Annotated in this window: 22 protein-coding genes and 1 riboswitch; of the genes, 13 read left to right on the top strand and 9 right to left on the bottom strand. The window is 58.5% G+C overall.

What is annotated here, in order from left to right:
* Positions 1–4: 4 nt before the first annotated feature.
* The 4 genes from FE702_RS08290 to FE702_RS08275 are packed head-to-tail and all read right to left on the bottom strand — an operon-like array spanning position 5 to position 3,670.
* Complete coding sequence (locus FE702_RS08290) at positions 5–1,195, bottom strand: endonuclease/exonuclease/phosphatase family protein (protein WP_147125772.1); 1,191 nt, start codon at positions 1,193–1,195, stop codon at positions 5–7.
* A 5-nt stretch (positions 1,196–1,200) separates the two neighbouring features.
* Positions 1,201–2,172, bottom strand: a complete 972-nt coding sequence (locus tag FE702_RS08285) for a threonine ammonia-lyase (protein ID WP_147126171.1) — start codon at positions 2,170–2,172, stop codon at positions 1,201–1,203.
* Positions 2,169–2,987, bottom strand: a complete 819-nt coding sequence (locus FE702_RS08280; RefSeq protein ID WP_147125771.1) for an alpha/beta fold hydrolase — start codon at positions 2,985–2,987, stop codon at positions 2,169–2,171. The genes FE702_RS08285 and FE702_RS08280 overlap by 4 nt, the downstream gene beginning before the upstream one ends.
* Positions 2,987–3,670, bottom strand: a complete 684-nt coding sequence (locus tag FE702_RS08275) for a haloacid dehalogenase type II (RefSeq protein ID WP_147125770.1) — start codon at positions 3,668–3,670, stop codon at positions 2,987–2,989. The genes FE702_RS08280 and FE702_RS08275 overlap by 1 nt, the downstream gene beginning before the upstream one ends.
* A 190-nt stretch (positions 3,671–3,860) precedes the next feature.
* Between FE702_RS08275 and FE702_RS08270 the strand changes: the two genes are divergently transcribed.
* A complete protein-coding gene (locus FE702_RS08270) occupies positions 3,861–4,031 on the top strand; it encodes a DUF1328 domain-containing protein (protein WP_147125769.1) in 171 nt (56 codons plus the stop codon).
* A 424-nt stretch (positions 4,032–4,455) separates the two neighbouring features.
* Here FE702_RS08270 and FE702_RS08265 read toward each other — a convergent pair whose 3' ends face one another.
* The 3 genes from FE702_RS08265 to FE702_RS08255 all read right to left on the bottom strand — a co-directional run bounded on the left by FE702_RS08265 (position 4,456) and on the right by FE702_RS08255 (position 7,016).
* Positions 4,456–5,244 carry an enoyl-ACP reductase FabI gene (locus tag FE702_RS08265; RefSeq protein ID WP_147125768.1) on the bottom strand — a complete coding sequence of 263 codons (789 nt, stop codon included), beginning with the start codon at positions 5,242–5,244 and terminating at the stop codon, positions 4,456–4,458.
* Between the two features lie 7 nt (positions 5,245–5,251).
* Positions 5,252–6,478, bottom strand: coding sequence for a beta-ketoacyl-ACP synthase I (fabB, locus tag FE702_RS08260; protein WP_147125767.1), 1,227 nt, complete (start codon positions 6,476–6,478; stop codon positions 5,252–5,254).
* A gap of 67 nt (positions 6,479–6,545) precedes the next feature.
* Positions 6,546–7,016 (bottom strand): DM13 domain-containing protein, encoded by a 471-nt coding sequence (locus FE702_RS08255; RefSeq protein WP_147125766.1) that lies wholly within the window; start codon positions 7,014–7,016, stop codon positions 6,546–6,548.
* A 190-nt stretch (positions 7,017–7,206) separates the two neighbouring features.
* On the opposite strand from FE702_RS08255, the gene FE702_RS08250 reads away from it, so the two are divergent.
* Both FE702_RS08250 and FE702_RS08245 read left to right on the top strand, forming a co-directional pair.
* Positions 7,207–7,572 carry a hypothetical protein gene (locus tag FE702_RS08250; protein ID WP_147125765.1) on the top strand — a complete coding sequence of 122 codons (366 nt, stop codon included), beginning with the start codon at positions 7,207–7,209 and terminating at the stop codon, positions 7,570–7,572.
* A gap of 5 nt (positions 7,573–7,577) precedes the next feature.
* The gene (locus FE702_RS08245; RefSeq protein WP_147125764.1) at positions 7,578–8,642 is read left to right on the top strand and encodes a YeeE/YedE family protein; all 1,065 of its coding nucleotides are present in this window, start codon (positions 7,578–7,580) and stop codon (positions 8,640–8,642) included.
* 14 nt (positions 8,643–8,656) lie between these two features.
* On the opposite strand, the gene fabA is transcribed toward FE702_RS08245, so the two are convergent.
* The gene (gene fabA / locus FE702_RS08240) at positions 8,657–9,166 is read right to left on the bottom strand and encodes a bifunctional 3-hydroxydecanoyl-ACP dehydratase/trans-2-decenoyl-ACP isomerase (RefSeq protein ID WP_147125763.1); all 510 of its coding nucleotides are present in this window, start codon (positions 9,164–9,166) and stop codon (positions 8,657–8,659) included.
* Positions 9,167–9,446: 280 nt separating this feature from the next.
* Here fabA and irrA point away from each other — a divergent pair, with 280 nt between their 5' ends.
* Together irrA and FE702_RS08230 are read left to right on the top strand one after the other, a co-directional pair.
* Positions 9,447–9,869: an iron response transcriptional regulator IrrA gene (irrA, locus tag FE702_RS08235; RefSeq protein WP_147125762.1), complete on the top strand. Its 423-nt coding sequence runs from the start codon at positions 9,447–9,449 to the stop codon at positions 9,867–9,869.
* A gap of 88 nt (positions 9,870–9,957) precedes the next feature.
* Complete coding sequence (locus FE702_RS08230; protein ID WP_147125761.1) at positions 9,958–10,725, top strand: hypothetical protein; 768 nt, start codon at positions 9,958–9,960, stop codon at positions 10,723–10,725.
* 29 nt (positions 10,726–10,754) lie between these two features.
* Here FE702_RS08230 and FE702_RS08225 read toward each other — a convergent pair whose 3' ends face one another.
* Positions 10,755–11,618: a glycosyltransferase family protein gene (locus tag FE702_RS08225; RefSeq protein WP_147125760.1), complete on the bottom strand. Its 864-nt coding sequence runs from the start codon at positions 11,616–11,618 to the stop codon at positions 10,755–10,757.
* Positions 11,619–11,792: 174 nt separating this feature from the next.
* On the opposite strand from FE702_RS08225, the gene miaB reads away from it, so the two are divergent.
* The 8 genes from miaB to metK all read left to right on the top strand — a co-directional run bounded on the left by miaB (position 11,793) and on the right by metK (position 19,851).
* A complete protein-coding gene (gene miaB / locus FE702_RS08220) occupies positions 11,793–13,106 on the top strand; it encodes a tRNA (N6-isopentenyl adenosine(37)-C2)-methylthiotransferase MiaB (protein ID WP_147125759.1) in 1,314 nt (437 codons plus the stop codon).
* A gap of 245 nt (positions 13,107–13,351) precedes the next feature.
* Positions 13,352–13,924 (top strand): OmpA family protein, encoded by a 573-nt coding sequence (locus FE702_RS08215; RefSeq protein WP_147125758.1) that lies wholly within the window; start codon positions 13,352–13,354, stop codon positions 13,922–13,924.
* A 13-nt stretch (positions 13,925–13,937) separates the two neighbouring features.
* Positions 13,938–14,303: a hypothetical protein gene (locus FE702_RS08210; RefSeq protein ID WP_147125757.1), complete on the top strand. Its 366-nt coding sequence runs from the start codon at positions 13,938–13,940 to the stop codon at positions 14,301–14,303.
* A gap of 177 nt (positions 14,304–14,480) precedes the next feature.
* Positions 14,481–15,500, top strand: coding sequence for a PhoH family protein (locus tag FE702_RS08205; protein WP_147126170.1), 1,020 nt, complete (start codon positions 14,481–14,483; stop codon positions 15,498–15,500).
* A 158-nt stretch (positions 15,501–15,658) separates the two neighbouring features.
* The gene (ybeY, locus tag FE702_RS08200; RefSeq protein ID WP_147125756.1) at positions 15,659–16,150 is read left to right on the top strand and encodes an rRNA maturation RNase YbeY; all 492 of its coding nucleotides are present in this window, start codon (positions 15,659–15,661) and stop codon (positions 16,148–16,150) included.
* Positions 16,151–16,164: 14 nt separating this feature from the next.
* Positions 16,165–17,097, top strand: coding sequence for a hemolysin family protein (locus tag FE702_RS08195; RefSeq protein ID WP_147125755.1), 933 nt, complete (start codon positions 16,165–16,167; stop codon positions 17,095–17,097).
* Entirely contained in the window at positions 17,036–18,580 is a 1,545-nt protein-coding gene (lnt, locus tag FE702_RS08190) for an apolipoprotein N-acyltransferase (RefSeq protein ID WP_147125754.1), read from the top strand. Before FE702_RS08195 ends, lnt begins: the two co-directional genes overlap by 62 nt.
* Positions 18,581–18,614: 34 nt before the next feature.
* Positions 18,615–18,664, top strand: a riboswitch (SAM-SAH riboswitch).
* 5 nt (positions 18,665–18,669) lie between these two features.
* The gene (gene metK, locus FE702_RS08185; protein ID WP_147125753.1) at positions 18,670–19,851 is read left to right on the top strand and encodes a methionine adenosyltransferase; all 1,182 of its coding nucleotides are present in this window, start codon (positions 18,670–18,672) and stop codon (positions 19,849–19,851) included.
* Position 19,852: the final 1 nt, after the last annotated feature.

Here is a 19,852-nt window from a genome sequence, read left to right as displayed (position 1 = left end):
AAATTTAGCTGTGCCGCATCTTCATATGCGCAATGATCTGGCCATGATCTGAGGCCAACTTGTTATGCGGTGCCTCGGGATGGGAGCCATCTGTCAGGTGGTCGTTGAGCACACTGAAATAGGCCATGTCGCCGATGCGATTTGCGTAATCCGGGTGGAAATGGCGGCTGAGGAAGATTTGGTCTATGCTTTCAAAGACCCCACCGAACGACGCGGTGTAAACCATGTCGCGCAGGGACTTCCGGACGAATAGCTTTTCTGCCGAATGCAGCAGGTTCGCCTCCATTGCCTCACGGATCTGAACATCTTCATGCTCTTTGTAGCGGTCGTTGCGATGGCGGGCGTCGTGGCGGCGCAGCCATCGGTAGTTTTTGAACGGCGCTTCACCCCGGATGATTTCAGAACTGACCGAATGCTCGCTGTCGTTAAAATCGCCAAGGACCATGACCGTCTCGCCTGCAGCGAGCGATTTGACCACCTCGCGCCGCAACACCCACGCCTCGGCCATCCGGCGAAGCGCCGATCGCAACGCGCCCATGGCCCGGCCTACGGGGTCATAGTTCAGCAAATCAACCTCGGGCGGCGGGCCGTCCGGAGTTGATGGAAACTCACCCAATTTCGACTTCAGGTGGCAGTTGAACACTGTGATGACCTGTCCACCGACCGGGATTTTCACCTTCAGGATCGGGCGCGATGTGCGGCGGATCGTATAGCTGCCACCGTCGTGACCGCCCAGATCGGTGAACGGGATAGTTAAAGGCTCTGGCAGGTCCTGAATGATCTCTGGATCGCCTGCAAACCCAAGCCGGGACAGAACGGCCAAGCCGGGACGGCGACTGCCGGGCTCTCCGTCAAAGCTGTTCGTCGCCATGCGCAGGCAGTCGCCCTCGTAGGGATCAAACCTGATCTTTTCAAAGATCTTGCGTCCGCCATACCGCGCGTTTTGCGGAGGGATCACGGCGGTGTTGTGGGTCAGGCCCCGTGCGTTGACCTCATTCACCACTGCGCGCACCGCGCTTTCCTCAAAGATTTCCTGAAAGCAGACGATATCGGCGTCCATCGTCAAAAGCTGGGTGACAAGCCAGTCTTCTTTCCAAGCATATTCCTCGGGCGTGTAGGATTCGTACCGATAGTATTCCTGTTCGGCTCCGATCAGGTTTTTGACGTTAAAGCTGGCAATCGTGAACTCGGTCATCTGTCTTACTCAAGTGTTTCCAAAGCGCGGGCGAACATCGGCGCATCCACGTTGCCGCCTGACGCTGTGACGATAACATCATCGCCTTCGATCTCATCTTGATGAAACAACGCCCCGGCCAAAGCAGCCGCACCGCCTGGTTCCAGCACGACCTTCAGCCGCATAAACGCATGCGCCATCGCGCGCAGGCACTCTTCTTCGCTGACAACAACGCCGGGTCCGCAATGGGCCTGCATGATGGGGAAGGTGATGTCGCCCGGTTGGGGCGTGATAATCGCGTCGCAAATCGAACCAGACAGCCTATTGTTGCGGCTGATCGTGCCGGTGGCCAGCGACCGGGTCACGTCATCAAAGCCTTCCGGCTCGACCGGGCGCACCTGCATATCAGGCGCGCGATCTGCCAGACCCAGCGCGATGCCAGAGGTAAATCCGCCTCCGCCACAGCAAACCAAAACCTGTGCTTGCGTGACACCGGCCTCGGCAGCTTGCTCTGCAATCTCAAGCCCACACGTGCCCTGACCGGCAATGACCTGCGGCTCGTCAAAGGGTTTGATCAGTGTCAGGCCTCTTTGTTCAGCCAGCGACGCGCCGATCTCTTCGCGGCTTTCATTCGCTCGGTCATAGAGGACCACTTCACCGCCAAGGGCGCGGGTATTGGCGATTTTGATTGCCGGAGAATCTGCGGGCATCACGATCACCGAAGATGTCCCATGCAGCGCGGCGGCGCGAGCGATTGCCTGAGCGTGGTTTCCCGAAGAAAATGCAATCACACCGCGTGAGCGCGTCTCTGGGTCAAGCGCTGATATCGCAGACCACGCCCCGCGATACTTAAACGCTCCCGTGTGCTGCAGGCACTCGGCTTTTAGAAACACCCGACGTCCAGCGATCTCATCAAGGAAAGGCGAGGTTAGGAGCGGCGTGCGCCGAACGTGGCCTTTGGCCCGCTCTGCGGCGGCTGTGATCATCTCGATATTCATAGCTGGGCAATCCATTGGCGCAGGGCATCAAGCGCGGCGGGTTCATCCAAAAACGGCACATGCCCCCGGTCTGGCACGTCTGCGAAAATCATGTCAGGGCGACGGCGGAACATCTCAGCCGCGGTCTCAGGACTCAGCAAGTCAGAATTTGCGCCTCGGATGAGCGCTGTCGGCAGACCTTCAAGCGCATCAAAGAATGGCCACAGGTCCGGCACCGGTTGCGCTTCTGCGTTCAGAACCGCGTCACGCAGTTTCGGGTCATAGGTGATATCCAGACCATCCGGAGCAGCGCGATAGTGCAACATAACCTCCTGCGCCCATCGGGTGTCCGGCACATTGGCAAATCCGGCCATGACAGCGCCTCGTTGGCTGATAGCCTCATCCAAGGTTCTGAAGGCTGGTCGGCGTCCCAGATAGCCTTTGATTGCATCCAGCCCGGCATCCGCAATCACGGGGCCAATGTCGTTCAGTGCGACACCCAAGAGACGATCCTTGACCGTGGCCGCCAACCCCATCGCAATAAGCCCACCGCGCGACGTGCCAAGGATTGCGGCCTGCTCAAGCCCTAGATGGTCCAATAGTGCAAGCGCATCCTGACCTTCCTGGGGGATTGTGTAGGTCGCAGGATCGGCCCAATCCGATTGCCCGCGCCCGCGATAATCCATCCGGATCAAGCGAACGCCCGCAAGGTGTGGCGCGACATAGTCAAAGTCTCGCCCGGTGCGCGTCAATCCGGCAAGGCACAGGATGGGCGTGCCCGTCCCTTCGTCTGTGTAGTGAAGGCGCGTGCCATCGGCAGCGTGAAACTGCGGCATCAGTCCAGCAACAGGTCTGGAATGGTCGAGAGATTCGACAGCACACGGTGCGGCGTGCCGGGCAGACGGTCCATCGGTTCGCCTGCGCGATTAACCCAGACGGTCGCAAAGCCATAAGCCGCCGCATGCGCTGCATCCCACCCGTTGGAGCTGACGAACAGAACCTCACCTTGCGTGCAGTGGAAGTGATCCCCAACAAGATCATAGACCGCGCGTGCAGGTTTGAAGATGCCGATCTCCTCGACGGAAAGCACCGCATCCAGATCTCGGCCCACCCCGGCTGAGGTCACGGCGGCATCCAGCATTTTGGGCGATCCGTTTGACAGGATCGCCGTGCTCAACCCCATCCGTTTTAATTGGCGCAGCATTTGCGGCACCTCTGGATAGGCTTTCAATTCCCAGTACAGATCAAGCAGCCGACGACGTAGGGCAGGATCATGCAGGTTCTGAGCCTCCATCGCCCAATCAAGACCGTCCTGCGTGATCTGCCAGAAATCAATGTGCGTTCCCGCAATGGCGCGCAGCCATGTGTATTGAAGCTGTTTGTTGCGCCAGTTGGTGGCCAGTGTCGCCCATGTGTCGGCGATGGCAGCATTTTCAGGGGCTTGTGCGGCTTCTCGCGCTGCGGCTGAGACGTCGAACAATGTGCCATAGGCATCGAATACGCAGGTCGTGATAGTCATAGGCCCTCCATAACCGCAGCAAACCACGGGCCTGTCAGCATGGAAAGCCATCTGCGGAGTTCTGGCACATTTTTCTGCGGTTCGGCGGATAGGCGTCTGCGGCAGGCGACAGCGCTGCCTCAAGAAAATCGGGAACCACGCAGCGCCTTTGGCGGTTCATCAAGCACAGTAATAGGAAAAGGAGATCAACATGCTCGGTTGGGCACTGACGTTTTTCATTGTGGCAATCATTGCCGCTGTTTTGGGTTTTGGCGGGATCGCTGGCGCATCCGCAGGGATCGCGCAGATTCTCTTTGTCGTCTTCTTGGTTCTGGCCGTTGTGGCGGGCGTATCCCGCGCGCTTCGGGGCCGTCAGCCCTGATCTGTTGATCTGACTTTCGGGCGCAGCTTCTCACGAGGTTGCGCCCTTTTCATGACTTGGAACCCCGTAGCCCGATTCCAGTGTGGCTCATTTCCACGCCGAAGGTCGAACGCCGCCCAGCAAAAGTAGGCAACCGACAGCAGGGCAAAAGCCGGATGTAAGACCACGGCGCTGACAGGCAATAAACCAAGCCAAAGCCGCATTTCTCGACATAGCAGGCAGCCATCTCCGACCAGCACAAAGCCAAACGGACGATCCCGCCGCGCCCGATACGCCGCCACAAGCGGCTGGAGGAGGCAGGTAATACCGACCGCTCCGGCCATCGTTTGTAGTGTCGCAGACTGCCCGAGAGCCATCAAAAGACAGCAGCAAATGGCGAAAGTCGGCGCAGCCGAAGCCAGTGCCGACAGGCTACGGCGCAGGATCACAGATTGTCTGGCTGTGGCATTCCCAGAATGTGATAGCCGCCATCGACCATGATGCATTCGCCAGTCGTGCAGTCGCTGTAATCCGATGCCAGATAAACAGCGGTCCCGCCAATCGCCTCTAGGCTGGCATTCTTGCGCAAGGGACTGTTGGCTTCGGTAAAGCGGAACGTCTTGCGCGCCCCACCGATTGCCGCGCCTGACAGGGTCTTCATCGGGCCGGGCGAGATCGAATTCACGCGGATGCCCTGCGGACCCAGATCGTTGGCCAAGTAAAGCACGGTTGTTTCAAGCGCGGCTTTGGCAACGCCCATCACGTTGTACCACGGCGTCGCTTTCTTGGAGCCTTGATAAGTCAGCGCCATGATCGACCCGCCATTGGTCATGAGCGGTGCCGCATTCCGCGCCATGTCGATCAGGGAATAGGCCGAGATATCGAGCGAGTTCTTGAAGTTCTCGCGGGTGGTGTTGCTGAAGGCGCCGGTCAGTTCGGACTTGTCCGAATAGGCGATCGCGTGAACGCAGAAATCGAGGCTGCCCCATTCCTTTTCCAGCGTGTCAAAGCAGGCTTTCGAGACCGCGTCGTCGGTGGCGGAGTAATCAGTGACGATCTTGACGCCAAGTTCGTCGGCCAGTGGTTGCACCTTGGCTCCAAACACATCCATTTGCGCCGCAAAGGCCAACTCGGCCCCCTCGGCGGCCATGGCCTTGGCAATCCCGTAGGCAATGGAACGATTATTTGCGATGCCTGTAATGAGGCCGCGTTTGCCTTTCAAGAGGTCAGCCATGGTCGTGTTACTCTTTGAATTTTGACATGATCATTGTGGCATTGGTTCCGCCAAAGCCAAATGAATTCGACAGCACACTGTCCAATTCAACGCCGTCCCGCAATTCGGTGACAACTTCATCGGGGCGTAGTTCCGGGGCCAATTCATTCACATTGATCGATGGAGCGATGAATCCTTTGTCCATCATGATCAGCGAATAGATCGACTCGTGAACACCCGCGCCACCCAGCGCGTGACCCGTCATGGATTTGGTCGAGCCGACGACAGGATGCTCTTCCCCAAAGACGCGGCGCACGGCCATCATTTCGGTCACGTCACCCACAGGCGTCGATGTGCCATGCGCGTTGATGTAATCAATACTGCGGCCCTCTGGCAGCGTCGCAAGTGCAAGCTTCATCGAGCGTTCGCCGCCTTCACCGGACGGGGCTACCATGTCGTGACCATCCGACGTCGCGCCATAGCCAGTGACCTCGGCGTAAATCTTTGCACCGCGCGCTTTGGCGTGCTCCAATTCTTCGAGAACGACCATGCCGCCGCCGCCGCCGATGACAAAGCCGTCACGCGTCGCATCAAACGGGCGCGAGGCGGTCTCAGGCGCGTCGTTATATTTGGACGACATGGCCCCCATCGCGTCGAACAGGCACGAGAGCGTCCAGTCGACCTCTTCGCCACCACCGGCGAAGACGATGTCCTGCTTGCCCATTTGAATTTGCTCGGTGCCGACGCCCATGCAGTGCAGCGTGGTCGAACAGGCCGAGGTGATGGAGTAGTTCTGACCCTTGATCTTGAACGGGGTCGCAAGACATGCCGACACGGTGGACGACATACAGCGCGTAACCATGAATGGTCCCATGCGCTTGGGTGCGCCTTTGTTGATGACAGTATCAAAGGCGGTGAAAAAGTTGCTGGTCGACGGACCGCCGGAGCCTGCAATCAGGCCGGTACGCTCATTCGAGACATCACTTTCTTCAAGTCCGGCGTCTGCAATCGCCTGTTCCATGGCAATATAGGAATAGGCCGCGCCTGGCCCCATGAACCGCAATTGCCGTTTGTCGATATGCTCGGAGACGTCGATTTTCGGGATGCCCGCGACCTGAGAACGAAAGCCGTGCTCGGCATAGGTCGGTTCGAATTCGATTCCCGATTTTCCGGCCCTGAGCGAGGCTTCGACCTCTGCCACTGTGTTGCCGATAGGGCAGACGATCCCGATCCCTGTGATGACGACGCGGCGCATTCAGCTCTCCCTCGCTGGTTTTCTGCTATTTATGGGACAGGTGAAATGGGGGCAAGTAGTCGCGCCATCACTGATATTGCGCAGCGGTAATGAATTCACCGAAGGCTTCGCACCATACAAGGACAGTGTTGTAAGCGGTCAGATCAACGTCGTCCGGTAAATCCAGCGCGAAGCCGTTGAATGTCTTGATCGACCCGATCGCGCGGCTTTGAGCTTTGAGCGGACCGAATTCGTCTTCGTGGGCCACAAACTCTGGCACGAGATACAGCATGTAATCCGGGCCGGGGGCCAGTTCGCCCGTGTGGATCACTTGCGTTGGCGTGATCCGAACGGTGCCATTGCCCCAATGCAGAAAATCCTGCCCCCGCAGGTCTTCTTGGAATTCAGTCTCGAAAATGGCGTCCGTCGCCATCGCCTCTAGCGTTGCGGCATCAGGCGAGGGAGGCGCCGTTAAAATCGGCAAGAGGTAAATCCCCAAACCAAACCCAATAGCCAAGGCCGCACCGTGTGACACGATCCCCACAACAATCCGTTTCATAGCGCCCTCCGCTTATTCGGTGATGCGCAAGTATGTCTGGTCAAAGGCTTTCCGGCAATCGCCCGTTGCCGCCGGTCTCAGCCGACACGTTTCAACCAAAGGGGCGCGGATTTCTTGACCTGTGTCAAAGCCACGCCGCGGTGCAGCATTTAGGGTCACCGCGAAGCAAAGATACGAAAAGGACGGGACCATGACACGCTTGGCACAGTTCACCTCGGTTCTGGCCCTTGGCATGGCGTTGACGACGGCCGCAGTTGCAGAGTCTGAATGGGGGCCGCATTGCGGGACGCAGGTCGAGGTCATGCAAGCGACGCTAGCCAACGGGGATGCCGAAGCCATTGACGCACTGATGGGGCATCTTCTGGATGACGCGAATGCCAAGGTGTTTTTGGCCTCGCTGACCCAAGAGGATGCGCAACCTTGGTTTGGCGTCGTCTTTCACCCTGCGTTTCTCGACACGCTTGTGACGTCTTCGCCGGAACGGATCGCGGCTTGGGATGCCGTTGTGACCGTGCTTGAGGGCGCGCGTATCGTATCGGACGGTTTGCACGGCTAATTCAGATGTTTGAAACGATTATAGAGATCACGGGCGATCTGGGTTTTATCGCGCTGGCCGGCGTTGTTGTGGGCATGGTGTTTGGGGTCTCGGCTGAACAGAGCAAATTTTGCCTGCGGGCAGCCGCTGTCGAAGTCGCGCGCGGCAGAGCCGGGCCGCGCTTTGCCGTCTGGCTTCTGACATTTTCGACTGCGCTCTTGTGGACGCAAGGCATGCATCTGGCCGGGATCATTGATCTGGGCCAGAGTCGATGGTTGGCCTCTCCCGGCACCATCAGTGGCGCTATTCTCGGAGGTGCAATCTTTGGTGTCGGAATGGTTCTGGCACGCGGGTGCCCTGGGAGGCTTTTGGTCTTAGGGGCAACGGGCAATCTGCGGGCCATCCTGTCTGGCTTGGTCTTTGCCGTCGTTGCGCAGATGAGCCTGTATGGTGTGATTTCTCCGCTTCGGGCGGCCTTGTCCGGTGCGTGGATCACCAATGGACCAAATCCGGAAAGCTTGCAGCTTTTGGGCGCTCCGCCCTTGGCCGGGATTGCCATTGCTCTGGCCTTTGCTGCTGCGGCGCTGGTGATTTCGTTTCGCAATCGCGTGGCGATCCGGACCTTGGTGTTCGGTTGTGGTGTCGGCTTTGCCGCCGCGCTTGGGTGGTTTTTGACCTACACAGCTGGCGCGCTCAGCTTTGATCCCGTCGCGATGGGCTCCATCACCTTCTCTGGCCCGTCGGCGCGCACGCTTATGTTCCTACTGTCGCAGGACACGGTTTTGGACTTTGGCGTCGGTCTGGTGCCGGGCGTCTTCCTGGCCGCTTTTGCTTCGGCGGCGGCGTCAGGCCGGCTGTCGTGGCAGGGTTGGGATGGGGTCGGCGCAATGCAGCGCTATCTGACCGGGGCAGCGCTCATGGGCTTTGGCGCGATGACGGCAGGGGGCTGTACCATTGGAGCAGGCGTCACCGGAGGATCGACCTTTGCCATGACCGCATGGATCGCACTTGTGTCGATGTGGGTGGGCGGAATGGCGGCCGATCGATTGATCGACCAGCGCCCCGTTGGTGTGGTCCAGCAGGGCGCCTGAAGCAGGTTTCGCGGTCAGCTTTCGCTGAGCGCGACCTTCATATCCTTGACTTCGTAGATGACCTCGCCATCCGCTTCGACGATGCCGTCGGCCACGCCCATGGTCAGGCGGCGGGTCTGGATCGCCTTTGTGAAGTCGATCTTGTAGGTCAGCATCTTGCGGTCAGGGCGCACCATGCCCTTCAGTTTGACTTCGCCCACACCCAGCGCATAGCCGCGCCCCTGCCAGCCCCTCCAGCCAAGGTTAAAGCCGGTCAATTGCCACAAGCCGTCAAGACCCAGACAGCCCGGCATGATCGGGTTGCCGGGAAAGTGGCAGTCAAAGAACCAGAGGTCCGGCTTGATATCGAATTCAGCCAGCACGTGCCCTTTGCCATGCGCGCCGCCATCTTCCGAGATGTCGGTGATACGGTCCATCATCAGCATCGGTGGCTCGGGCAACTGTGCGTTGCCGGGGCCAAAAAGCTCTCCTCGTGCGCATTTCAAAAGATCGTCGCGGTCGAAGCTGCTTGGGTAGGGGGCCATGCGGTCGGTCTCCAAATTCAGGTTGGCGACGGCCCTAGCATCGGCGCCCGCGCAGACGCAAGGACGCAGACAGGACGGTTCGTCGCGCCGGTGTCCCTTGAAGCGCTGGGTAATCACAATAAGCCGCCGAGGCCAGCACCGCCGAGATCATTGTCAAACATGGCTGCATTCGCGCGTTTGTTTCCACTCATGCGCTTCTGCCACGTCAAATTGCGACTCAGTCGCAGTTTGGATTGAATTCCCGTGATGACCCTGCATATATAGACGGCAGGAGAGGCCAATGCTTGATCAAACAGTTGCCACCCAACGCACCCATGACTGGCTGAACGCCGGCGGTCTGCGCCCAACGCGGCAGCGGCTGGTGCTGGCGTCGCTGTTGATTGGCGACGGCAATGATCGGCATGTCACGGCTGAAAGTCTACATGACAGCACCCGCGACGCCGGCGAACGGGTGTCGCTGGCAACGGTCTACAACACGCTGCGCGCCTTCTGCGATGCCGGTTTGATGCGTGAGATCACTGTTGACGGCTCAAAGAGCTATTTTGACACCAACATGTCGGACCATCCGCACTTTTACTGGGAAGATACGGCAACCCTGTCGGACGCTCCGGTTGAAGATCTGAAAATCCTGAGCCTGCCAAATGCTCCGGACGGAACAGAGATTGCCAAGGTCGACGTTGTCATCCGTTTGCGCCGCACCTGATACGGCTGGCCTCAGTCGATCCTTCAAAACAAGGTTGATCCATTGCGCCCGTCGGGACACGTTACACGTGTCTTGAACTGGGGATGTTATGCCTGCGTCAAATCCACATGAACTGGTGCTGTCCTATACCCGTGTGCGAACGGCGCTTGGTCTATTGGGGATGGCATTGCCGCTGGTCCTGTTGATTGGCGGACTTGTGTTCGAAGAGGACGGCTTGGCGCCATCGATCAGTGACTTCTACCACACGACCTATCGCGACATCTTTGTCGGCACCATGATCGCGATCGGTGTGTTTCTGATTTCCTACCGAGGCTATGCGCCCGCTGAAAAAGAACGGTTGCCAGATGATGTCTTGGCAACGATTGCAGGGATCGGTGCCTTTGGCACAGCGTTTTTCCCCAATGAACTGCCACCACATATTCTAGTGGCCTATGGCGACCTCGCGGACCCGATCAAATGGGATGCGGTGCCCGCGACAACTGTCTTTCAGAGGATGGTCGGCATCCAGTACGCGCCATATTTTCACTATGTCTTCGCGACCCTGTTCTTCGGGAGCCTCGCGCTGTTCTGCTTTGTCAAATTTGCCCGGCATTCGCGGGTTGTTTGGCGGCGGCGTCTTTATCTAACTTGCGGATGGATCATCCTGGCAACGCTGGCATTGGCGTTCGTGGCTTCGATGCTCAAGATTTTCGGACCCGATGATGCGGCGGTCGTCGTCTTTGTGAAAAGCGCTCCGATCATCTTTTGGCTGGAGGCCATCGGCGTCTGGGCTTTTGGACTGAGTTGGCTGGTCAAAGGGAAGGCCGATTATCGACTGGCTGCAATGGCCGTCGAGTTGCGCCGGATCAGCCGCTGATCACTTTGCGCTCGACCGGGGGCAGGGCGCTAGAACCACTGTCCCGGCTCCATCAGACCCAAGTCCATCAACTGTTGAGACCCCCACTCGAACGGTACCGAATTGTGCCAGCGCAGCGTTTTGATGTCATAGGTCGAGCCCGGATTGCGTTTGAGCGCCTTCGCAGTGCGAAACGAACAGATCGTGGCCGTGATGTTGTGGTGCCACGGGCAGGCATAGGTGTTGTATTCCGGATCGCTGAAGATGTGCTCTTCGGACAAGGTCAGGCCAGGTTTGGCCTTGAACAGGGCGACACGGTCGATTCGGCGCTTTTTGGTCGGGATATGCTCTTCGAAGCGCCACCGCAGACCGCCGTAGAAATCCATCTGCCGGTCCAAAGCGTTGTTCCAACGGTCGGTGCGGTTCAGGGCATAGTAGCCTGATTTATCCATCAACGCGCCGTCAAGATCGACGGCATTGGGAAATTTGCGCAGGTCGCCTGCGTAAAGGTCGATCACATAGGTCAGAACTGTGTCCCGCCGCTCTTCGACGTTAAAGGCGATCATTTCGCCGATGCTGCGCTGTTCGCAGAACGGGAAGAACAGGAATTCCGCGTTGTAACAGTAATAAAGCCACCGACCTGGGCAGGCCTCGATGACGGCATTCACGATGGTTGTCGTGGGGGCCTCTTCGGCCATGTCCCATGTCACCCGCTGAATGCGCGCCTCAAGCTCGCCGGGGATCGGCAGGGCGTCGTTGGCAAAGACGGCGACATTCGGGAAGCCCGCGTCAAGGTGATGTTTGATGGTTTCCGTGGCTGCAGCGGTATCTTCGATCAGGATCAGCGCCAGCGGACCCTTGAATAGTTCTGGCACACCCTTTTTGAGAAAGTCCTGTAGGCTACTGTACTGCATCTTCGACCTTTTGATCTGCCGCCCTTCGGGTTTCCCGGATCACGGACGTCAATGCAAGGCCCGCGCAGGCGCGGAGCGCCGGAAAGCCGCTCTATTGCATGCAATTCGCGGCTGACGCATAAGGCGCACTGACTTTGACGACCGACCTCCCCTAAACGCGCAGGGTCCCCTCCCATGACGAAGAAGCTCTACATCAAAACCTACGGCTGTCAGATGAACGTCTATGACAGCGAACGCATGGCCGAGGCGCTGGGCGGCGAAGGGTATGAGCAGACGGCGACGCCGGACGACGCCGACATGATCCTGTTGAACACCTGTCACATTCGCGAAAAGGCCGCCGAAAAGATTTATTCTGAACTCGGACGGTTTAAGGGGCTGAAGGCCGAAAAACCTGATCTGAAGATCGGCGTGGCGGGCTGCGTTGCGCAGGCAGAAGGTGAGGAAATTGTCAGGCGGCAACCAATGGTCGATCTGGTCGTTGGGCCGCAAAGCTATCACCGTCTGCCCGAGATGAACCGCAAGCTCGCCGAAGGGCAGCGCGCGCTCGACACGGATTTCCCCGAAGAGGACAAGTTCAACCATTTGGCCAAGCGGCCCAAGGCCAAACGCGGGCCGACGGCGTTTCTGACCGTTCAGGAAGGCTGCGATAAATTCTGCGCCTTTTGCGTTGTGCCGTACACCCGTGGAGCCGAAGTCAGCCGTCCAGCGGCGCGCGTTTTGGACGAAGCGCGCGATCTGGTCGAGCGCGGCGTGCGTGAGATCACGTTGCTGGGGCAGAACGTGAATGCCTACAATGGCCATGACGGCGGTCTGGCGGGGCTGATCTGGGACCTAGACAAGGTCGATGGGCTGGAGCGTATTCGGTTCACCACCAGCCATCCCAATGACATGGATGATGCCCTGATCGAAGCGCATGGCACTTGTGAAAAGCTGATGCCTTACCTGCACCTGCCTGTTCAATCCGGAAGCGACCGCATTCTGAAGGCGATGAACCGCAAACACACACGTGATGCCTACTTCGTGTTGATCGAGAAGCTGCGGGATGCGCGGCCTGACCTGCTCCTGTCGGGCGATTTCATCGTTGGTTTCCCCGGCGAAACTGATGCCGATTTTGAAGACACGATGGATCTGGTTCGGACGGTTGGCTATGGCCAATCCTATTCGTTCAAATACTCGGCGCGTCCCGGCACGCCAGCTGCGGAGAAAGACCCCGTGGCCGCAGAGGTCGCGAACGACCGGCTGTACCGTTTGCAGGCATTGCTGAGTGATCAGCAGCGCGCGGCACAGGATGCGATGGTCGGGCGTGAGGTGCGCGTGTTGTTTGAAAAGCCCGGTCGTCAGGATGGGCAGATGGTCGGCAAATCCGAGTACCTGCATGCGGTGCATGTTACGAGCGATGCCGTCCAAGTGGGTGATATCGCGCAGGTGCGTATCGCTGAGTCCAGCACCAATTCACTTGCTGGTGAATTTATCAGCGTTGACGCCTGACGATAGAGTTTCGCAATCGCGCTAGGCTTGGTGCTAGATACACCCATTTACACTAGAATTTGCGTCTCGTTCTGCTTATGGAGGCAGAGCGGGCAGTTCTGTGCAAAATAAACTGACCCACATCTAGTGAATACCCCTTCACAAATACCCGTTTTTTGATAGGGTCTCCAGCAATAGTATGCACGCGACACGTGGCAACAAGACCACGAGCAGCGCTTGAGGCATCTTGCAGAGGAAACACGGACGTGGTGACAAAGATTTTCAAAGCATTCGGCGCGGCGACCGTCGCGGCCTCAATCGCACTGTTCTCGGCTCCTACGGCGACATTTGCACACCAGACGACAGGCCAGCCTTTCAACCACACGCACGATGGTGGTCAGCAGCGGGTTGTGACCGGTGAACGCTATGTTCCGACCATCTGGGTTGACCCGGATGGGTGCGAACACTGGGTGATGGATGACGGCTGGGAAGGGTACATGACCCTGAAAGTTGACCGGAATGGCAAGCCCACCTGCCGTCAGGGCAGCATCTGCGCCAAGATGGACGCGCATGCGATCTTTGAACGCAATGGCGCATGGCTGACCCACAAGGGCAAGTCGTTGGTCAACGATTTCTTCAAGACGCAGCGCGCCTCGGCTTACAAGATCATTGGGCACACCTCCGGCCACAATACGAACCTTCTTAAGAAACGGGCAAACATGCTCGCGCAGGTCGCCCACGGTTCGGGTGCACGGATTGTCGGCATTGACGCCTATGGCGGCAAAGGCGGCGGCAATTGGAGCAAAAGCCAGCACATCGAAATTCTGTGCCTGCGCTGAGGGGGACAAAAATATGAACACTCTGATTAAAGCAACGGTGGCGGTCAGTCTCTTTGGTCTGTTGTCTGCCTGTTCAGGTGGCGGTGGAGCATTCGGTTTCGAGCGCGACAACATGACCCCGGACAAGACCCGCGACCTAGGCCGCGATGAGAAAGACCTGAGCCAATTGGTCGCCGGCATCTGGATTGATCCGAATGGGTGTGACCACTGGATCATCGACGACGGCATCGAAGGTTACCTGTCGCAACGCGTTGACCCCTACGGAAAGCCTGTCTGCACTGGTCACGGTGCTGAAACGATCGCCTCCGGGCCATTCAAGGAAGGCTCCGAAGTGAATGGTGACAGTGTCCTGGGCGCGGGTCCAAGCGAACGGTTCTGATCAAGACGACGTGCAGGTTTCAACCAACAATAAAAGGCCGCAGTGGAAACGCTGCGGCCTTAATGCATTTTCGCCCTATCTTTATGCAATGAGGCCGGAATTGGCCCCTTGCACCATGTCGCGCTGCTTGGCAGCATCAAGGAAAGTCATTCGACTAAAAGGACGCTCTGATTGGTTTTGACACCCACGCTGCCGCCTGAAACTGCCGCTGACACGAGCGGTGAGTCCCTTCTGGAATTTCCGGACAATTTTCTTCTGATTGATCTATGCGGTGAGTATGACCGCAATCTCAGTGATCTTGAGAACCGGCTGGGGCTACAGATCGTCAGGCGCGGCAACCAATTGGTTTTGCTGGGCGATGCAGATGCGCGTGCGCGCGCCGCAGAGGTTTTGCAGTCGCTCTATACGCGCCTCGAACAAGGGCGCGGCATTGAGCCTGCCGATCTCGACCGTGAACTGCGCATGGGCAACACGGACAAAGGCACAGGCACGCGCGACGGCGACCAGATGGAACTGTTCAAAGGCGGCACGGTCGAAATCAAGACCCGCAAAAAGCTGGTTGAGCCGCGCACGGATGCGCAAAAGGCCTATGTCCGCTCGCTGTTTAAAAATGAGTTGGCCTTTGGCATTGGCCCGGCGGGAACCGGGAAAACCTATCTGGCGGTTGCCGTTGGCGTGAACATGTTGATCACCGGCAACGTGGATAAGATCATCCTGTCACGGCCGGCTGTCGAAGCAGGCGAGAAGCTGGGCTATCTGCCCGGTGACATGAAGGACAAGGTCGACCCTTACATGCAGCCGCTTTACGACGCGCTGAATGATTTCCTTCCGGGGAAGCAGGTCACCAAACTCATCGAGGAAAAGACCATCGAAATCGCACCGCTGGCCTTCATGCGCGGACGGACGCTTGCGAATGCATTTGTCGTCTTGGACGAGGCTCAGAACGCGACATCGATGCAGATGAAGATGTTTTTGACCCGTCTGGGTGAGGGGTCGCGCATGGTGATCACCGGGGACCGGTCTCAGGTCGATCTGCCGCGCGGCGTAACATCAGGCCTACGCGATGCCGAGCGGTTGCTGAGTGGTATTCCCAAGATCAGCTTCAACTATTTCTCGTCCAAGGACGTGGTGCGGCATCCGTTGGTGGCAGCGATCATCGAAGCCTACGACGCCGATGACCCGGCACGTGGCGCATAGGGTCCGACAACAACGGGTTTCAGGGTGTCGTCCCGCAGCGGACAGGAGACCTGGGTCATCGCTCCTACCACATCAGAGCGGGCATGAGCGCTGTTGCCCCAATGGCATAACGTTAATCCTCCATTGACCATCTGACGGAGGCAGGCCAAGGCACATCCATGGTGACCGAGACCCTCATCGAAGACGACCGCTGGCAAGAGGCAGGTCTTGCTGTGCTTGCGCATGAGGCGACGGTGGCGACCCTTGCGCATTTGGATGTGCAGGGTGAGGTGTCGGTCATGGGATGCGATGACACGCGGATTGCTACGCTGAATGCGGCGTTTCGCGGCAAGGCCGTGCCGACCAATGTGCTGTCTTGGCCGTCGGAAGAGCTCGGAGCAGAAGCGGATGGGGGGGAGCCCATCGCGCCGGACGATCCGGAACTGGGAGACATTGCCATTTCCTACGACACCTGCTTGCGTGAAGCCCAAGCGGCGAAGATCCCGTTGGAGCAGCACACCACCCATCTGATCGTGCATGGCGTGTTGCATTTGTTGGGCTACGACCACGAGCGCGATGCTGACGCCGAACTGATGGAAGGCATCGAAACAGAAATTCTTGGCAATATGGGTCTTCCTGACCCATATTCGTCAAACAAGAGCACCCCTTAAGGGTATAGGAGACAATGGGCGAAGCAGCCGACGGATCGTCTGACGCAGCGCAGCGCGCGCAGTCCGACAGTGACAGTAAGACAGTTGAGTATCAGGGCGCTCCGGAAGCCTCTGATATGGTTGAAACGCAAGAGCGTGGTTTTTTCGGGCGTCTGGTGCAGGCGCTTAGTCCTTCGGACACGGACGAAACCGACAAGGATGCCGTCATTCAACGTGTGAATTCACCGATGCCCGGACTGGGCAATCTGCGCCGTATGCGCGTTGATGATGTCCTGATCCCCAAGGCCGAAGTCGTGGCCCTGTCCGACACGGCCGCCAAGGAAGAGGTCTACGAAGTCTTTAAGGATAGCGGGCTGACGCGCCTTCCGGTCTATTCGGGGACGTTGGATACACCTATCGGCTTTGTGCATCTCAAGGATTTCGCTCTGCAATTCGGGTTCAATGGCAAGGGCGAGACCTTTGACCTGACCAAATTGGTCCGGCCTTTGCTATTCGTGCCGCCGTCGATGCCGCTGGGTGTTCTTTTGACCAAGATGCAGGCCGATCGCGTGCATATCGCTTTGGTGATCGACGAATATGGCGGCACCGACGGGCTTGTCACCATTGAGGACCTCATCGAACAGGTCGTGGGCGAGATTGAAGACGAACACGACACCGAGGAGGACAAGCTGTGGTCCGAGGAAAAGCCGGGCTGTTTCCTTGTGCAGGCCAGAACACCTCTGGATGAGTTCGAAGCCGAGATCGGCATGTCTTTGACCCGGCACGAGGAAATCGACGGGGAAGAGGTCGACACCTTGGGTGGACTGGTCTTTATGCTGTCCGGTCGCGTACCCGCACGGGGCGAGATCGTTCCACATCCCGGCGGCCCGGAGTTCGAAGTCGTGGATGCCGATCCGCGTCGGATCAAGCGTTTGCGCGTCTATGTTCCCTCGGACGCTGGGGTCTAATCCTCTTTCACAGCTGAGCTCGCGCAGGTTATGGCTTTATGCCTGCCTGTGCGGAGGTATTGCTGCCTTGGCGAACCCGCCCTTCGGCGTGCCGTTGGCGGCTGTGATCGGTGCGCTTGGGTTCATGTTGGCGCGTCCTTGGCGCTTTGGCACAAAACGGGGCTTCTGGCTCGGGTGGGGCTTTGGCCTTGGGTATTTCACACCAACCTTTCACTGGATCATTGAGCCGTTTCTTGTTGACCCGCTGCGGCATGGTTGGATGGCGCCTTTTGCCATTTTGTTTTTGTCCGGCGGGTTGGCGCTGTTTTGGGGGGCGGCAGTGAGTTTCGCCGGGTGGCGGCGCAGTGGACTGCTCCTTGTTATTGCTATGGGATGTGCGGAACTGGCGCGCGGGTACCTGTTCACCGGGTTTCCCTGGGCGATGTTGGTCACGACGTCTGTGGACCAGATGCTCTACCAAGCTGCGGCTTGGATTGGGCCATATGCTTTGACCATGGTGTTTTGGGGCGTCCTATGGGCGGCTGTCGCCAGTTGGCGCAGCGTGCCCGCTGTTTCACTGGGGTTGATCGGCGTGATGGTCGCGCTGGTGATTGTGCCTGCGCCCAAGGGGCCAAAGGCGGCATCCGATGCGCCGCTGTTGCGGGCTGTGCAGCCAAATGCGGCGCAAGATCAGAAATGGGATCCGGCGATGATCCCTGTGTTTTTGTCCCGCATGCTTGAAAGCACGGCCGCCGCGCCGCAAGCGGACTTCATTTTGTGGCCCGAGATATCGGTGCCTTACGCGCTGGATGAGGCCGGGGCGTTGTTGTCGGTCGTGTCAGAGCGCGCAGGTGGAGCGCCCGTAATGGTCGGCGCACAGCGGTTTCAGGCAGGCAAACTGTATAATGTGCTTGCTCTGGTCGAGCCGCGCGGGGATGTGTCCGATGTCTATGATAAGGCACACTTGGTGCCCTTCGGGGAATACATGCCTTTGGCCGAACGATTTGCAGCCTGGGGTATTTTCGGTTTGGCCACCGATGGACAATTCGGGTTCTCGGCGGGCACGGGTGGGCATGTTGTCGATGTGCCGGGGATCGGTCTGGTGCAGCCGATCTTGTGTTATGAAAGCGTCTTTCCGCGCAATGTCGGCAATACGTCCGAGCGACCAAGGCTTTTGGCTCTGTCGACGAATGACGCATGGTTTGGTGAATACGGCGGGCCGCGTCAGCATCTTCAACAAGCTCAGGCGCGTGCCATCGAACAGGGTCTTCCGGTGCTGCGGTCCGCGAATACGGGGATTTCATCCGTGATCGATGCGCGCGGCCATGTGCTTGCAGAACTGCCTCTGGGCGTAGCCGGGCATGTCGACCACGCGTTGCCGCCTGCCTTGCCGCCCACACTCTATTCCCGGTGGCGTGAAATGGGGTTTGCCCTAATCGTGGCGTTGTTAGTGTTTGGACATGTTTTTGGGCGATGGAAAGGCAGACAGGGCTTTAGCGATTGACGCATCCGAGGCGCAAGCGTAGGCCTGTCGCGCAGCAGCGTCCCAACGGCTTCCTGGCGGGACGGTTCATAGAATAATGGAGCATCCCCATGACACGCCAAAACTATACCTTCACCTCGGAGTCCGTCTCGGAGGGGCATCCCGATAAGGTGTGCGACCGTATCTCTGACGCCGTGCTGGACGCATTGCTCAGCGAAGAGCCAGAGGCGCGGGTGGCGTGCGAAACCTTTGCCACAACAAACCGCGTGGTGATCGGTGGTGAGGTGGGGCTGTCGGATCAGTCAAAACTGACCGAATACATGGAGCGGATCGAGGACATCGCGCGCGCCTGTATCAAGGACATCGGCTACGAGCAGGACGAATTTCACCATGCGACTTGCGAGGTGACGAACCTGTTGCACGAGCAATCCGCGCATATCGCGCAGGGCGTGAATGCGGGTGAGGACAAGGACGAAGGCGCAGGCGATCAGGGTATCATGTTCGGATACGCCACCAATGAAACGCCCGAGTTGATGCCGGCGCCGATCCTTTATTCACACGCGATCCTGCGCCGGCTGGCGGAGGTGCGCAAAGACGGCACGGAGCCAGACCTGCGCCCGGACGCGAAATCGCAGCTGTCGCTGCGCTATGAAAATGGTGTGCCGGTCGAGGTGACATCGATCGTGCTGTCAACGCAGCATGCCCATGCCCATCAAACAAGCGGCGACATTCGCGCCATCGTTGAACCCTATATTCGCGAGGTGCTTCCCGACGGATGGCTGACCGATGAGACCGAATGGTGGGTCAACCCAACTGGAACCTTCGTGATTGGTGGACCCGATGGTGACGCAGGCCTGACAGGCCGCAAGATCATCGTGGATACTTATGGCGGTGCCGCGCCACATGGTGGTGGTGCGTTTTCGGGCAAAGACCCGACCAAGGTTGACCGCTCGGCGGCATATGCCGCGCGCTACCTTGCGAAGAACATCGTCGCCGCAGGCATGGCCGACCGCTGCACATTGCAGTTGAGCTACGCAATCGGCGTGTCCAAACCACTTTCCATCTATGTCGATACCCACGGCACAGGTGAGGTGAAGGAAGCTGCGATTGAACAGGCGGTTGCGAAGTGCATGGACCTGACCCCACGCGGCATTCGCAGCCATCTTGATTTGAACCGCCCCATTTATCAGCGTACGGCAGCCTATGGTCACTTTGGCCGCGCACCTGATGCGGACGGCGGATTTAGCTGGGAAAAGACCGATCTGGTTGAGGCGCTGAAGAAAGCCGTCTAAC

The sequence above is a fragment of the Shimia ponticola genome (assembly GCF_007995215.1).
GTDB lineage: Bacteria > Pseudomonadota > Alphaproteobacteria > Rhodobacterales > Rhodobacteraceae > Shimia_B > Shimia_B ponticola.
Note: the sequence above shows the minus strand (reverse complement) of the source record. Positions and strands in the feature narration are given on the sequence as shown.